General features: G+C 69.2%; 14 protein-coding genes. 5 read left to right on the top strand and 9 right to left on the bottom strand.

Features of this window, described 5'->3' with window-relative positions:
* Positions 1-16 precede the first annotated feature (16 nt).
* Entirely contained in the window at positions 17-442 is a 426-nt protein-coding gene (locus ACFXI3_RS13780) for a pyridoxamine 5'-phosphate oxidase family protein (protein ID WP_378399754.1), read from the bottom strand.
* Positions 443-538: 96 nt separating this feature from the next.
* Here ACFXI3_RS13780 and ACFXI3_RS13775 point away from each other — a divergent pair, with 96 nt between their 5' ends.
* Positions 539-1411: a TIGR03621 family F420-dependent LLM class oxidoreductase gene (locus tag ACFXI3_RS13775; RefSeq protein ID WP_378399753.1), complete on the top strand. Its 873-nt coding sequence runs from the start codon at positions 539-541 to the stop codon at positions 1409-1411.
* Here ACFXI3_RS13775 and ACFXI3_RS13770 read toward each other — a convergent pair.
* Complete coding sequence (locus ACFXI3_RS13770) at positions 1347-2021, bottom strand: TetR/AcrR family transcriptional regulator (protein ID WP_378399752.1); 675 nt, start codon at positions 2019-2021, stop codon at positions 1347-1349. The genes ACFXI3_RS13775 and ACFXI3_RS13770 overlap by 65 nt on opposite strands.
* Positions 2022-2143: 122 nt before the next feature.
* Here ACFXI3_RS13770 and ACFXI3_RS13765 point away from each other — a divergent pair, with 122 nt between their 5' ends.
* Entirely contained in the window at positions 2144-2998 is an 855-nt protein-coding gene (locus ACFXI3_RS13765) for an esterase/lipase family protein (RefSeq protein ID WP_378399751.1), read from the top strand.
* Positions 2999-3054: 56 nt separating this feature from the next.
* On the opposite strand, the gene ACFXI3_RS13760 is transcribed toward ACFXI3_RS13765, so the two are convergent.
* Together ACFXI3_RS13760 and ACFXI3_RS13755 are read right to left on the bottom strand one after the other, a co-directional pair.
* Entirely contained in the window at positions 3055-3699 is a 645-nt protein-coding gene (locus ACFXI3_RS13760; RefSeq protein WP_378399750.1) for an NAD(P)-dependent oxidoreductase, read from the bottom strand.
* Positions 3700-3802: 103 nt separating this feature from the next.
* Positions 3803-4918, bottom strand: a complete 1116-nt coding sequence (locus tag ACFXI3_RS13755; RefSeq protein ID WP_378399749.1) for a hypothetical protein — start codon at positions 4916-4918, stop codon at positions 3803-3805.
* A gap of 325 nt (positions 4919-5243) precedes the next feature.
* On the opposite strand from ACFXI3_RS13755, the gene ACFXI3_RS13750 reads away from it, so the two are divergent.
* The 3 genes from ACFXI3_RS13750 (at position 5244) to ACFXI3_RS13740 (ending at position 7044) form a co-directional block, all read left to right on the top strand.
* Entirely contained in the window at positions 5244-5843 is a 600-nt protein-coding gene (locus ACFXI3_RS13750) for a 50S ribosomal protein L25/general stress protein Ctc (RefSeq protein ID WP_344280314.1), read from the top strand.
* A gap of 10 nt (positions 5844-5853) precedes the next feature.
* Entirely contained in the window at positions 5854-6447 is a 594-nt protein-coding gene (gene pth / locus ACFXI3_RS13745; RefSeq protein ID WP_378399748.1) for an aminoacyl-tRNA hydrolase, read from the top strand.
* A gap of 228 nt (positions 6448-6675) precedes the next feature.
* On the top strand, positions 6676-7044 hold the full coding sequence (locus ACFXI3_RS13740; protein ID WP_378399747.1) for a DivIVA domain-containing protein: 369 nt from the start codon (positions 6676-6678) through the stop codon (positions 7042-7044).
* A gap of 65 nt (positions 7045-7109) precedes the next feature.
* On the opposite strand, the gene ACFXI3_RS13735 is transcribed toward ACFXI3_RS13740, so the two are convergent.
* The 5 genes from ACFXI3_RS13735 to ACFXI3_RS13715 form a co-directional block, all read right to left on the bottom strand.
* Entirely contained in the window at positions 7110-8798 is a 1689-nt protein-coding gene (locus tag ACFXI3_RS13735; protein WP_378399746.1) for a fatty acyl-AMP ligase, read from the bottom strand.
* Between the two features lie 67 nt (positions 8799-8865).
* Positions 8866-9414 carry a nuclear transport factor 2 family protein gene (locus ACFXI3_RS13730; RefSeq protein ID WP_378399745.1) on the bottom strand — a complete coding sequence of 183 codons (549 nt, stop codon included), beginning with the start codon at positions 9412-9414 and terminating at the stop codon, positions 8866-8868.
* Positions 9415-9529: 115 nt separating this feature from the next.
* On the bottom strand, positions 9530-10609 hold the full coding sequence (locus ACFXI3_RS13725) for a PucR family transcriptional regulator (protein WP_378399744.1): 1080 nt from the start codon (positions 10607-10609) through the stop codon (positions 9530-9532).
* A 10-nt stretch (positions 10610-10619) separates the two neighbouring features.
* A complete protein-coding gene (locus tag ACFXI3_RS13720; RefSeq protein WP_378399743.1) occupies positions 10620-12389 on the bottom strand; it encodes an ABC-F family ATP-binding cassette domain-containing protein in 1770 nt (589 codons plus the stop codon).
* Positions 12390-12430: 41 nt separating this feature from the next.
* Positions 12431-13399 carry a 4-(cytidine 5'-diphospho)-2-C-methyl-D-erythritol kinase gene (locus ACFXI3_RS13715; protein ID WP_344280334.1) on the bottom strand — a complete coding sequence of 323 codons (969 nt, stop codon included), beginning with the start codon at positions 13397-13399 and terminating at the stop codon, positions 12431-12433.
* Positions 13400-13877 lie beyond the last annotated feature (478 nt).

The raw sequence follows: 13877 nt of genomic DNA, 5'->3' as shown, positions 1-13877 counted from the left end.
TCACACCGTCGCACCGTCACACCGCGCCCATATCCGCCGACAACCACCTCTCCGGCCGCATATGGATCGCCATGTGCTCACCCAGTTGCGTCCGCTCGTACTCCACATACCCGGCCACCTTGTCGGCAGGCAGGTACCGCGAAGCCATCTCCCACGTCAGCTCGTAACTGCCCGGCCGCGTCCGCACCACCGGGCCCTCCACCGACACGTACCGCACCGTCGGCTCCACTCGCTGCACCATCAGGCTGAACCGACCGGCCGCCTCGATCGCCTTTGCCTTGCGCGAGTTCGGTTCCGTGATCACCCACAGCTCGCCGCCGGGGGTGTACTGGTACCAGATGGGCACCGTCAGCGGCGCTCGGTCGGGGCGCTCCACCACAGCGAGCGCGCCGATGTGCGGTTCGGCCAGAAACTGTTCCCGTTCTTCACTCGACAACACCATGCCCTCGAAGCTAGCGACGGGGTACGACAAAAACCGGGTTCCGCCGGCGGCGAAAACCGATGCGTCACCCGTCCGGGACTGACTAGCGTCGCAGCCATGGGGAAATTCGAATTCGGCGTCAGCCTGCGGCTCACCGCCGACGGCACTGAGTGGACCGAAAAATGCCGGCGCGCCGAGGAACTCGGCTACGACCACCTGACCGTGCCCGACCATCTCGGGCCGGGGCGGTTGTCTCCGTTCCCCGCGCTCACGGCCGCGGCTGCGGTGACCGAGCGGGTGCGGGTCGGCACGCTCGTGTCCAATGTGCCCTTCTACAACCTGGCGCTCTTCGCCCGCGATGTCGCCACCGTCAACAAACTCACCCAAGGCCGTTTCGAACTCGGACTCGGCTCCGGCCACATGAAGCACGAGTTCGACGACGCCGGGCTGCCGTGGCGCAAAGCCGCCGACCGGATCACGTACCTCACCGAAGGTCTCGCCGAGCTGCGCACGCGCGTCGAGGACGAAGGCGGCATGCCGAAGCTGCTGATCGCGGGCAACAGCGATGGCGTCCTCAAGCTCGCGGCGGAACAGGCGGACATCGCCGGGTTCGCCGGTCTCCGCCAGGATCGCGGACGTCCACCGGGCACGTTCGTGCTCGACAACGACGTCGCGATGGACGACCGGGTCGCGTATTTCCGTTCCCTGGCCGGAGATCGCGAGATCGATTACAACATGCTGATCCAGCGCGTCGTGGTCACCGACAACCGTCGCGAGGCCGCCGCGGAATGGCATGCCGAGACTGAGGAACGCAGCGCGGCGGACGTCGACGAGCTGCTGCGCGCACCGCAGCTGCTCTTCGGCACGGTGGACGAAATGGTGCAGCAGCTGATCGCGCACCGCGAACGGTACGGCTTCTCCTACTTCACCGTTTTCGAGGCGATGATGGAGACTTTTGCTCCGGTGGTGGCTGAGCTGCGAGGTCGCTAGCCGCCTGCACCTTTGCGACGGCGTCGCCAGCGATCAGCGTGAGCACCTTAGCGAGGAGACCGTCTGGCACAGCTTCGTCGTCGATGTCGGCTTCCACGGCCAAACCGTTGCTCAGCGCGAGCAGCACGACGGCGAATTCCTCAGCAGGCAACGGAAGTTCGAGGTCCAACCCCTCGGCGAGCCGGTTCAACGCACGCGCGATCGTGTCGCGAACTTCCCGGCGGCGTCGGCGCAATGCGTCGCGCCGCCGGTCGTCGTGGTGCGCCATCGCGAAAAACTCGGCCAGCAACCGGTGCCACACGGCGTCGGCGCGCATTTCGTACATCAGCACCGCAGCGACGTTCGCCAGCCCCGCGCCGCCGTCGTCCGCTTCGGCGAAACTCGCCAGGCTCGCTTCGAGGCGGTGCGCGGCGTGCTCTTCCATCAACGCCAGCACAAGCTCGTCTTTCGACGCGAAACTCGAGTAGACCGCGCCTTTTGTCAGCCCGGCAGCCGCGGCCACCTCGGTCAGTTTCGTCGCGGCGATGCCCTGTTCACCGAACACGGCGAAGGCCGCGTCCAGAATGCGCCGCCGGGTCTCCGCCCGCGTCGGCCGCGTCCGGCCGGTCATCGGCTTCTCCCTCATCCGGGGGTTGACACTGGCTCAGCCCGCTCAATACCTTCAGGTATCCAATACCCACGGGTATCCAGTGTCAAGGACTCTGTCAAGGACGACAGGGAAGGACCGCTCCGATGAGGTTGCGCATCGTCCTGGCCGCCGCGGCATTGCTGACCGCCGCGTTCGCCGCCCCAGCCACCGCCGCCACCACCGCTACGGCAGGCGGCGTCAACGATCCCGCGTGCCGGCCGAGCGCGGCGCATCCGCGTCCGGTGGTGTTCCTGCACGGACTCGGCGCGACGTCCTATGAGGACTTGAACTACCTGCAGGATCACGTTGCTGCCAAGGGATATTGCACCTTCAGCCGCACTTACGGCGCTTATCCGCAGTTCCCGCTCGTCGGCGGACTTCGCCCGATCGCCGACTCCGCAACGGAAATCAAGCAGTTCGTCGGCGAAGTTCTAGCGGAAACCGGTGCGGCGCAAGTAGATCTGGTCGGCCACTCCGAGGGCGGCTTCCAGTCCCTGTACGTCACGAAGACGCAAGGCATCGCGGACCGGATCGGCTCCGTGGTGTCGATCGCGCCGCCCACCCACGGCACCACGTTCGCCGGGCTGACGAAGCTGGCGTATCTGCTGGGAGTGCGCGACGAGGTCGGCAAGGCGCTCACCGCGTTCGGCTGCCCGGCTTGCGACAACCTGATCACCGACGGCAGCGCGGTCCAGACGCTCACGAACGGTCCCATCGCGCAGCCCGGCGTGCGCTACACAGTGCTGACCTCGCGGTTCGACGAACTCGTCACGCCCACCGAAACGTCGTTCGTGCGCGAGCCGGGCGTCACGAACGAATACGTCCAGGACACCTGCCCGTTCGACCCCGTCGGGCACATCGGCGAGGCCTACGACCTCAACGTCTGGAACCTGGTCACGAACGCGCTCGACCCCGCGCACGCCGAGAAATTCCTGTGCACCGCCGGATCTCCCGGCTGACAAACAACAAAAAACCCGGTGGTGCCAACAAAGCGGCACCACCGGGTTGAGCGCGCTCAGTACGCCAGGGTGAACCGCGAGCGCGAGTGCTTCGGCTCTTCGATCTCGTCCAGGAACGCGATCGCCAGGTCCGCACCGCTGATGTGCGACCGGCCGTCGGCGTCGCTGACCAGCACGTCGCCGCCGAGGCGGAACTTGCCGGTGCGCTCGCCGGGGATCCAGGAACCGAACTCGGCCGCCGGGCTGACGTAGAACCAGTCGATGTCGTCCGAAAGCTCGCGCAGCGCGTCCAGGACGAGGACGTGGCTGCCCGCCTCCGCCTTGTACTCCTCCGGGAACTCCGGGGTGTCGATCACGCGCGGCCCGTCCTCGCTGACCCGCAGCGAACCGGCGCCGCCGACGATCGCCAGCCGCGCGCCGTTCGCGCGGGCCGCTTCCACCAGCGTCGGCAGAGCGTCCACCAGGCGGCGGCCATCGTCGTCCGCGCGGCCCGGCGTCGCGATCACGAGCACATCCGCGCCCTTGGCCACCGAAGCGACGAATTCCGCGTCGTGCATCGACCCCGACCGCGCCTCCACACCAGAGGGCAAGCCCTCGGCCTTGCGCGCGACCCCGATGACGGAGTGCCCGCGCCGCAGCGCCTCGTCGGTGATCCGGCCGCCGGCGAATCCCGTTGCGCCGAACACCACCAGCTTGCTCATTTGCCGCTCCTCGAAAAGAAAGTCCGTCTCGTCGCAGCCGATGGTAAGGACCGGTCTTCGGCTACTTCAACGGAAGAAACGCACCCCGAGGTGAGCGTGCAGGTCAGCCGCCGAGCGCGGCGAACGCGGTGGTCAGTTTCGCCTTCACCGCGTTCGCGTCGACCGCCGACCGCACCTCGGCGACCGCCGTCGGCTTCGCCAGCACCTGGTAGCTCGCGGTGCGGTTGGGCAGGGTGAACTTGACCGAGCAGGACATCGTGATGGTCGCGTCCGCGGCGGCGTCGCCTTCCGTGGCGCAGGTTTGCGAGCCGAGCGAGTCCGCGCTGATCTCCACCGAGAGCTTGATGTGCACATTCGGCTTGGAACCCGGCTGATTGCCGACGACGCTGTTGGAAACGTCCACTGTGGTCTTGCAGGAACCGACGTAATCCTGGCAGTCGAGTTTGTCGTTGAGCACCGTGACGCTCGCCTGCGCGAGACCGTCGAACGGCTGCCCGATCGCGTCGACCGCCGCGTTGAAATCGGTGTGGAACTGCTTGATCTCCGCGGCACTGAGCGGCCGCACGCGGAACGCCGCACCCAGCTTCGGGCCGCCGCGCGGGTCGAGCAGCGCGGGCGCGAACCCGGCGACCCGGTGCGGTTCGGCGGTGGTCACCTGCAGCGCGCCGCCGAGGTCGTACACCTCGGTTCCGTCCTGGAGCTTCTGCTTCCGCGGAGCGCCGGAGCCGAGACCGCCGAGCGCCTTGCGCAGTTCGCCGGCGAGCTTCGGCGGGGCGAGCCGCGCGGCAGGGTCGACCGGCAGTTCGCTCCCGACGGTGTGCACCCATCCGCCGCCGAACTGGGTGCTGTTCTCCTCCAGCCCGTGCGACTTCCAGTAGTCCGCGTCCGCTGCCAGGTACAGCTGCCCGTCCGGTTCGGTGATCCGCACCGACTTGCCTTCCAGCGGCAGCGCGCCGAAGCCGTTGCCGTCGCGCGCGACGCGGTACGTCAGCGTCGCCGGGTTGCCGGCGCCGTCCTTCAACGTCGCGTCGTATTGCAGCGCCGGCGCCTGCTCCAGCGTCTGCAGCGCGGCGTCGACCGCCGTCTGCTGCTGTGCGCGCTGCTCGGCCAGCTGCCGGTCAGCATCGGACAGTCCCGCCGTGCCGGTCACCGCGACCTGGCAGCCCGCGAGAAGCCCACCCAGCAGCACCAGCGCTGTCGCAGTCCATCTAGCCCGCATGTCGGCCGCCCCTCTTTCGCGGGAATCATGCCACCCCCATGAGATCGACGGGCGGCACGGGAATTGTGTCGTCACCCACCCGCGAGGGGGAGCCTGGGCCGACCCGGTGCGCGCCAGGGCGGGCCGGCTGGTTTACACTTCTCGGGTTGTCTCGGCGAGGCGGGTGCGCCTGTAGGTGCCCGGCGTGATCGACGCGGCGGCTCGAGAAGCCCCGTGGTCATTTCGCGCCCGCAATCTCGCCGCCGTGCACAACCGCCCCCGAGCAGAGATCGACGATCCCCGCCGCCCCCTGCCGCACGTCGTGTGATTGAAGGAGTGCTACACCGTGTCCGAGGTACGTCTTTCCGTCGAACCGCGCACCGAGTTCGGAAAGGGTGCCGCCCGCCGCACCCGTCGCGCCGGCAAAATCCCCGCGGTGCTCTACGGGCACGGCTCGGACCCGCGGCACTTCGCGCTGCCGGCCATCGAGTTCGCCCGCGTCGTCCGCGAGAACGGCACCAACGCCGTCATCACGCTCGACCTGCAGGGCGAGAGCGAGCTGGCGCTGACCAAGACCATCGTGGTCCACCCGCTCAAGAACTACATCGAGCACGTCGACCTGCTGGTCGTCAAGCGCGGCGAGAAGGTCACCGTCGACGTCCCGGTCGTCGTCACCGGCACCGCGGGCCCGGGCACCCTGGTCGCCCAGGACCTCGACACGCTGCAGGTCGAGGTCGAGGCGCTGCACATCCCCGAGCAGTTCGAGGTCTCCGTCGAGGGCATCGAGGCCGGCACCCAGATCACCGCCGGCCAGGTCACCCTGCCCGCGGGCGCCGAGCTGGTCACCGACCCCGAGGCGCTCGTCGTCGCCGTCAACGAGGCCCCGCGCGGCTCCGCTGACGAGGACGCCGAAGCCGAGGAAGCTTCCACCGAAGCCGCCGAATAAGCTCTCTTTCGTGAGTGAAGACGTGCCAGGGGCCGGCGAGCAGATTCTGCTCGCCGGCCTTGGCAATCCCGGGCCGCAGTACGCCGGGAACCGGCACAACGTCGGGTTCATGGTGCTCGACGAACTGGCCGGCCGGATCGGCGGGAAGTTCAAGGCGCACCGCAGCGGGGCCGAGGTGCTCGAAGGCAGGCTGGCCGGCTCCCGCGTCGTGCTGGTGAAGCCGCGGTCGTTCATGAACCTCTCCGGCGGGCCGGTGGTCGGCGCGGCCCGGTTCTTCAAGGTCCCGCCGTCCGGCGTCGTGGTGGTGCACGACGAGCTGGACGTCGATTTCGGCGCGCTGAAGCTCAAGCTCGGCGGCGGCGACAACGGCCACAACGGACTGCGGTCCATCACCAAATCGCTCGGCACGCGCGACTACTACCGCGTGCGCTTCGGCATCGGGCGTCCGCCGGGCAGGCAGGATCCGGCGGATTTCGTGCTGAAGGATTTCTCGACGGTCGAGCGCAAGGAGCTCCCGTTCGAGATCGACCGGTGTGCGGACGCGACCGAGGCGTTGATTTCGCGGGGGCTGGCCGCGGCGCAGAACGCGTTCCACGCCGCCTGAAGCGCTTTGTCTGGTTCCACCCGAATGCGGCATTAAGGCCCGCTGCGTGCCGTTGTGCGTGTGGGTGAGCGGCTGTGGCCGTGCGTGATCGAATTCTCACTCGATGGGCGGCTTCTGTGCCCCTGATCGAGTCGTCCGGGCGGGTGCGGGCTTCCCGGGGTGGCCGGGACCGGTTAGGACGGGTTCAGGAGAACGCATCACCCCGACCCCTGAATCGGAGAATGATCCATGTCGTTTACCGCCGAGGATCTCGCTGAGGTCGCTTTCGGTAACGCCCCGATCGGCCGTCGCGGCTACGCCAAGCAGGAGGTCGACGACTTCGTGCGGCGGATCGCCAAGACGATCGCCGACGAGGACGATCTGACCGCGGCCGAGGTCCACCACGTGCTGTTCTCCAAGCCGTTGATCGGCAAGCGCGGGTATGACGAGCGCGAGGTCGACCAGTTCCTCGACGAGGCGGAGACGCAGCTGGCCGAACTGTCCGGACGACGGGCCCCGACGATCCCGGGAAGCCGGGACCACAGCGAGGCCACCGCGGGGCGCGCCTCCTGGCCCGTAGTCACCGAGGCGCCGGCCGAACGGCTGCCCGGCCGATAAGACCTAGACGCGAAGGCCGCTGCGATCCCTCGCAGCGGCCTTCGTCGTGTTCCGGCTCGGCAAAATCAACTGTCCGCGTTTTTAGCGATCTTTTCCGCGTACTGCACCGCGGTAGCCGCCCGCTTCACCTTGCCGGAAGGGGTCTTGGGCAAGCTCCCCGCAGGAAGCACCACCACGGCGAACGGACGCATGTCGACCGCGTCCCGGACCCTTGCCGCGATTTCCTTGAACAGGCGGGTTTCCTCGGCCGCGTCGCCGGCCAGTTTGGATTCCACGACCACGGCGAAGCGTTCGCGGCGGCTGCCCGCGTCCAGGCGGACCGCGACCGCGTTGCCCGCCCGGACGCCGTCCACCGAGCCGGCGGCGCGTTCGATGTCCGTCGGGTACAGGTTGCGGCCGCCCATGATGATGACGTCCTTGCGGCGGCCGCAGATCACGATCTGGCCGCCTGCCAGGTAGCCCAGGTCGCCGGTCTTCATCCAGCCGTCCGGGTCCTGGGTGTTCAGCGGGCCGTTGACGGTCAGGTAGCCGGGGGTCACGGCCTCGCCGCGCAGGCGGATCTCGCCGACCTGCCGTTCGCCCAGCACCGCACCGGATTCGTCCACGATGTCTGCTTCAAGGCCGTCCAGAGGGCGACCCAGCAGGGCGAACGAGCGGACCTCGTCCGTGCCGCGGCGGGGGTCGCCCTCGGGGACCGGCACCGCGCGGTTGTCGGCTTCCAGGGCGTCCGCCTCGACGACGTCCAGGGTGAGGCCGGTGAACAGCGGCGCGAACGAGACTGCCAGCGTCGCCTCCGCCATGCCGTAGGCGGGGAACACGCACTCGGGCGGCATGTTGAAGCGCTTTCCGGCGTCCACAAAGGTCTGCACGGCCGTTTCGTCGATCGGCTCCGCGCCGTTGAGGGCGATGCGCAGTTTCGACAGGTCGTAGGCGTTGTCGTCCTCGACCCGGGCCATGCGCTTGCCGACGATGGCGTACGCGAAGTTCGGCGCGGCCGTCGTGGTGCCGCCGTATTTGCTGATCAGCTGCGGCCAGATCAGCGGGCCGGTCAGGAATTCGACCGGGGTGATCTTGACCAGTTCCACGCCGAAGGTCATCGGCACGGTCAGGAAGCCGACCATGCCCATGTCGTGGAAGGTCGGCAGCCACGACACCATCACGTCGGTGTCGAACTCGAACTCCGCGCGGTCGACCATCGCCTTGACGTTGGTGTACAGGTTGCCGTAGGTGATCCGGACGGCCTTCGGCTCCGCGGTGGATCCGCTGGTCAGCTGCAGCAGCGCGGTGTCGCCCTCGTCGGTGTCCACGATCTCGGCCAGCGGTTCGGCGGCGGCCAGTTCGGAGATCAGCCGGTAGCTGATGCCCTTGCCCTCGAGCACCGGAGCGAGCTGGTCGAACGGTTCGCCCAGCACGACCAGCTCGGCCCCGATCATCTCGAGCACCTTCACCGTGTCCTCGGCCCATTCGGCGAGGTCGGTGCGCGGCGTCGGCTGGTGCAGCATCGTCACGCTGCCGCCGGTGAGCCACACCGCCTGCACAGTCGGCGCGATGAGCACCGGCGCGGCGGCCAGCACCGCCACCGCGCTTCCCGGCTTCAATCCGCCGCTGACCAGCCCGCCCGCGATCCGGCGCGCTTCGTCGTGCACCTGAGCCCAGGTCCGGCGCACCGGCTCCTTGGGCTCGCCGGTCACCATGCCGCGCCGTTGCCCCCGGTCCGCCGCAGTCCCGACGAGTGTGTCCACAAACCGACTCATGTGCGTCAGATTACTGTCCGGTTTTTCGCGGCCCGCCCGCGGCGGCGTGAACAGCGGATGTCCGAAGTCAGGCGGGTTGCGGACGCACCCGGTCCAGATACGCCAGCGGCAGCTCCTCGCGGGTCAGTTTCCGGAACTCCAGCGGGCCGGACGTGTAGGAATCTTCCGCGGTGATCAGGCCGTCCTCGTCGACCGGCCACACGATCAGCTGCCTGCTGACGTACAGGTAGTCCCCGTCGGCGTCGTCCGCCGGGAAACCCATCTGCCGCGCGGTCGCGCCTGGTAGGAGCATGTGCAGATCGCCCTCGGTGACCAGAGCATGATCGTCAACAATGAGGCGGTCCATCCGGTATTCGAGGTGGTTCGCCTTGCTCGCCACGAAAGCCGCGTAGTACTCGCGGACGCCGTCGTGGCCCTTCGGTCCGTTGTCGCCGCTCGCGCCCCAGAAGTGATACGCGGCGTCCTTGCTGACGGTCGCCATCAGGCGGTCGAGATCCGGCTCGGCCTCGGCCTTCATGTGCTCCAGGACGATGCCGAGCACCTGCCGGTGCCGGGGTTTCGTGGTCGTTTCGAGCCGCTGTTCGAGCATCTGCCAGGTGCGGGTGGGGTCGATCATGGGCGTCCCTCCGGGAAACGCGCGTCGTTGCGCGTGCTCGATCGTCGCTGGCGAGCCCCGGCGGGTCAGCCGACGCGCGTCGCCGGATCCGGCCGGTCCGCGCGACGGGCGTCGCCTACCCGACGTCGCCCAGCGTGCGATCCGACGTCACCAACCGCCGGGCGAGCAGCGCGAACGTCGCCTGGAACCGGTCCATCGCGTCTTCGAGCCGCCAGCCGGTCGCCGCTTCGATCCGGTCCAGGCGCGCGGCGACGGTGCTGTGGTGCAGGTTCAGCTCGGTCGCCGTCCGCCGGAGCGCGCCGAAAACGCAGTACGACTCCAGCGCTTCGACGTCGAGTGCGCCGCCGGGCGTGCGGGCGTGGGTTTCCAGCGCCGCGACGCCTGGGGTCGCGGCGAGCTGGGACGGCGGCAGTTCAGCAAGCAGGACAAGGACTCCGAGCGGTCCGTACGGAACGGCTCGGCGACCGAACACAGTGGACGAGGCGAACCGCAGCGCAGTGCGGGCTTGGTGCCACGACACGGGTGCGTCCGCTGCCGCGGCTGGCTCGCCGATGCCGATCCAGATGTCCACGGCTCGGTCCAGCCCGGTCGAGGCGGGATGGCGGGCGGCGAGGTCGTCGTGCAGGTGTCCGGCCAATTCCCGAGGTGCCGGGCCGCCTTGGGTCAGTGCGAGAGTCAGGCGGCCCAGCCGGTGATGGTGCAGCCGACCGGCTCCGGCGCGGGCAAGCGCGTCGAGGCCGTCTTCCGGGGCACCGGCGAGGACGAGCGCGGTGACCGGCTGGTCGAGGTCGTAGCCGAGCAAGTGCAGGGCGCGCAAGCGATCCCGGCGTTGTTCTCGGGACGACACGGCGATCTCCAGCAGGCCGGGTTCGCCGAGCCGGAGCGGTGAACTGGACCTGGTGGCGCGCAGGGCTCGGCGGAGCTGGTCGAGCAGGACGACGTCGAGCGGATGTGGCGCTGAGCGGTCGATCCGGACGTCGTCCAGTGGTGGCCCGGAAACCGGCGAGCCCGCGCCGTCGAACCAGACGGATTCCCCGTCGATAGCAGCACCGACCGGACAGCCCGCGACGAGCGCCGCCGACCGGACCACCGCGTCGGGCGCGAGGCCGGTCAGCGCGTCGAAATGCGCGATCAGCCGCAGCACCGACGTGGTGTCGGCGCGCAGCATCGACAGCCGCGGAACGTCGTCGTCCATCCGCCGATTGTCACTCGGCGAGTTCGGACGTCTCCAGCCACCGCGCCTCGACGTCGTCCTTCTCCGCCAGGACGGCCTTCAGGTCGGTGTTCAGCTCGATCAGCTTCTCCGGGTCGGTGGCCGCCTCCGCCAGTGCGGCGTGCAGTTTCTCTTCCCGCTTCGCGAGCTGGTCCAGCTTCCGCTCCAACCGGCCCAATTCCTTTTGCGCCGCACGGGTTTCCGCCGCGCTGCGCTTGGCCTCGGTCTTCTCCGCGGCCGGTGCTTCGCGACGCGGCGCGGCTTCCTTCGCGCGGGCGCGGCGCTGCAGGTATTCCTCGATGCCGCCCGGCAGGTGCGTGACCTTGCCGTCGCCGAGGAGCGCGTACGTGGCGTCGCAGACCCGCTCGACCAGGTACCGGTCGTGCGAGACCACCACCATCGTGCCCGGCCAGCCGTCGAGCAGGTCTTCGAGCTGCTGCAGGGTGTCGATGTCCAGGTCGTTCGTCGGCTCGTCCAGCAGCAGCACGTTCGGCTCGGCCATCAGCAACCGGCACAGCTGCAGCCGGCGGCGTTCGCCGCCGGAGAGGTCGCCGACCGGCGTCCACTGGCGGGCGGCCGGGAAGCCGAGCTTCTCGCCGAGCTGCGACGCGGTCATCTCCTGCTTGCCGAACACGACGCGGCCCGAGATCTGCTCGATCGCTTGCAGCACCCGGAGATCCGCGGGCAGATCGTCGAGTTCCTGGCGCAGGTGCGCGAGCGCGACCGTCTTGCCCTGCACGCGCCGTCCGGTCGGCGATTCGACGTCGCCGCCCAGCAGTTTCAGCAGTGTGGTCTTGCCGGAGCCGTTCACGCCGACGAGACCGATCCGGTCACCGGGGCCGATCCGCCACGTGACGTGGTCGAGCAGCGTCCGGTCGCCGACCCGCAGCGATGCGTCTTCCAGCTCCAGCACGGTCTTGCCTAGCCGGCGCTTCGCGAACGCCATCAGCTCCACGGAATCGCGCAGCGGCGGCACATCCGCGATCAACGCTTCGGCGGCCTCGACGCGGTAGCGCGGCTTCGACGAACGCGCCTGCGGGCCACGCCGCAGCCACGCCAATTCCTTGCGTGCCAGGTTCTGCCGCTTCTCCTCCGCGGTCGCGGCGAGGCGGGCGCGTTCGGCGCGCGCGAAAATCCAGTCGGCGTAACCGCCTTCGTACTGCTCGACCCGGCCGTTCGCGACCTCCCAGGTGAGGCTCGCGACGGTGTCGAGGAACCACCGGTCGTGCGTCACGACCACGACCGCGATCCGGCGGCCCAGCAGGTGATCGGCGAGCCAGCGCACGCCTTCGACGTCGAGGTGGTTAGTGGGCTCGTCGAGCACCACCAGGTCCAGCTCGCCGGTCAGCGCGGCGGCCAGCGCTACGCGACGGCGTTCGCCGCCGGACAGGTTCGCGGTCGGGGTGTCGAGACCGATCGCGGTGATGCCCAGTCCGTCCACAATGGACCGGACACGCGCGTCGGCAGCCCATTCGTGCTCGGCTCCGTAGCGCTGCAGCACCACATCGCCGACCGTGCTGCCCGCCGGCAGTTCCGTGCGCTGGGTGACGACGGCCATCCGCAGGTCGCGCACCTGGCTCACCCGGCCGGAATCCGGCTCGCTCAGTCCGGAAAGGACTTCGAGCAGCGTCGTCTTGCCGCCGCCGTTGAGCCCGACGACGCCGATGCGCTGCCCCTCGGCGACGCCGAGGGAAACGTTGTCCAGCAACGGCTTCACGCCGTAGGACTTGCTCACCGATTCCAGGTTGACCAGGTTGGCCATCCGGATCCTTTCCACTGTGGACTGTTGATTCAAGCTGGGTTTCAGGCGTGCACGCGCGGCGGCGCGTTGCGCGGCGCGTCGTCGCCGCCGACCACCCGCGCACCGGGCACCGGGCCATGCGCGACCCGGACCGTCCGGCACACTCCCGCGCCGGACAGCTCCGCGGCCACCTCGACCGCGGTTTCCGCGTCGGAGCACAGGAAGGCACAGGTCGGCCCGGAGCCGGACACGCATCCGGCCAGCGCGCCCGCGTTCACTCCGGCGCGCAGCGTGCGGCGCAAACCGGGCCGCAGCGACACCGCGGCCGCCTGCAAGTCATTGCCGAGCAGCAGGGCGAGCTGGCGAGGATCCCCCGACGCGAGCGCCTCCACGACCGGAGTGTGCGACCCGATCCGCGGCGGCTTCCCGTCGGCACGCAGCCGGTCGAGCTCGCCGAACACCTTGGGGGTGGACAGGCCTTCCTCGTCGAAGGCGAGCACCCAGTGGAACGTGTGCCGCGCGAGCACCGGCACGAGCTGCTCGCCGCGGCCGGTGCCGAGCGCAGTGCCGCCGTAGAGCGCGAAGGGCACGTCGCTGCCCAGGCTCCCGGCGATGGTGGCCAGCTCGTCGCGGGTGATGTCGAGCTTCCACAGCGACGAGAGCCCGACCAGCGCCGCCGCCGCGTCCGCGCTCCCGCCCGCCATGCCGCCGGCGACCGGAATGCCCTTGCGCAGCACGATTCGCACCTTCGGCGCATCCGCGTCCGGCCGTCCGGAGTAGGAGGCCAGCTCGCACGCCGCGCGCCAGGCGAGGTTGGTGCCGTCGGTGGGCACCGTGCGCTCCCCCTCGCCGTACACCTCAAGCCCAGGCTCGTCGGCGGCCGCGACGGTCACCTCGTCGGTGAGCGAAAGCGCCTGGAAGACAGTGACCAGCTCGTGAAACCCGTCCGCCCGCAGGTCCCCCACGGCCAGGTGCAGGTTGACCTTGGCCGGGACCCGGACGGTGACTGGAGGCGGAACGACTGCGAGCACCCGTCCAGCCTACGTGGCACCGCCCCGCCAAGGCTCACCAGGAGAAAAACCCGCCCAGATTTCACGACGGACTTCAGGACACCCGTCCCAACAGTCCGGACACACGCCCCAAAAAACTGGCCCCAGTGACAACTCCGCGACAGCGAATGCCACACCCACGAACGCCGCACCCTTCCCCCGCGCCACCCCCACAGACCTCTGGACCGCGCCCGCGCAGATCATCCCCACGCCGCAGATCGCAGTCAGTGGCGATGGCGATGGCGATGGCGGTCTCGCACGCGGAGCGTGCTGGCGGTGGCGGTGGCGAAAAATCAACCACCTCACAAAAACCCTCAAGGCGGATCGGGACCACAACGCGGGATCGCGCCGACGTTTGGGGGCTGCCCGGCGTGACAGGCCGAAGGCCCCCCCCGCCCGGCCCCCCCCCAAACACCGCCAAAAAACAGTAGAGTATAAAAAAAAGAAGGAGGCCCCCGAA

The sequence above is a fragment of the Amycolatopsis sp. NPDC059235 genome, from assembly GCF_042754125.1.
Lineage (GTDB): Bacteria > Actinomycetota > Actinomycetes > Mycobacteriales > Pseudonocardiaceae > Amycolatopsis > Amycolatopsis albidoflava.
This window is presented reverse-complemented; position numbering and strand designations above follow the sequence as displayed.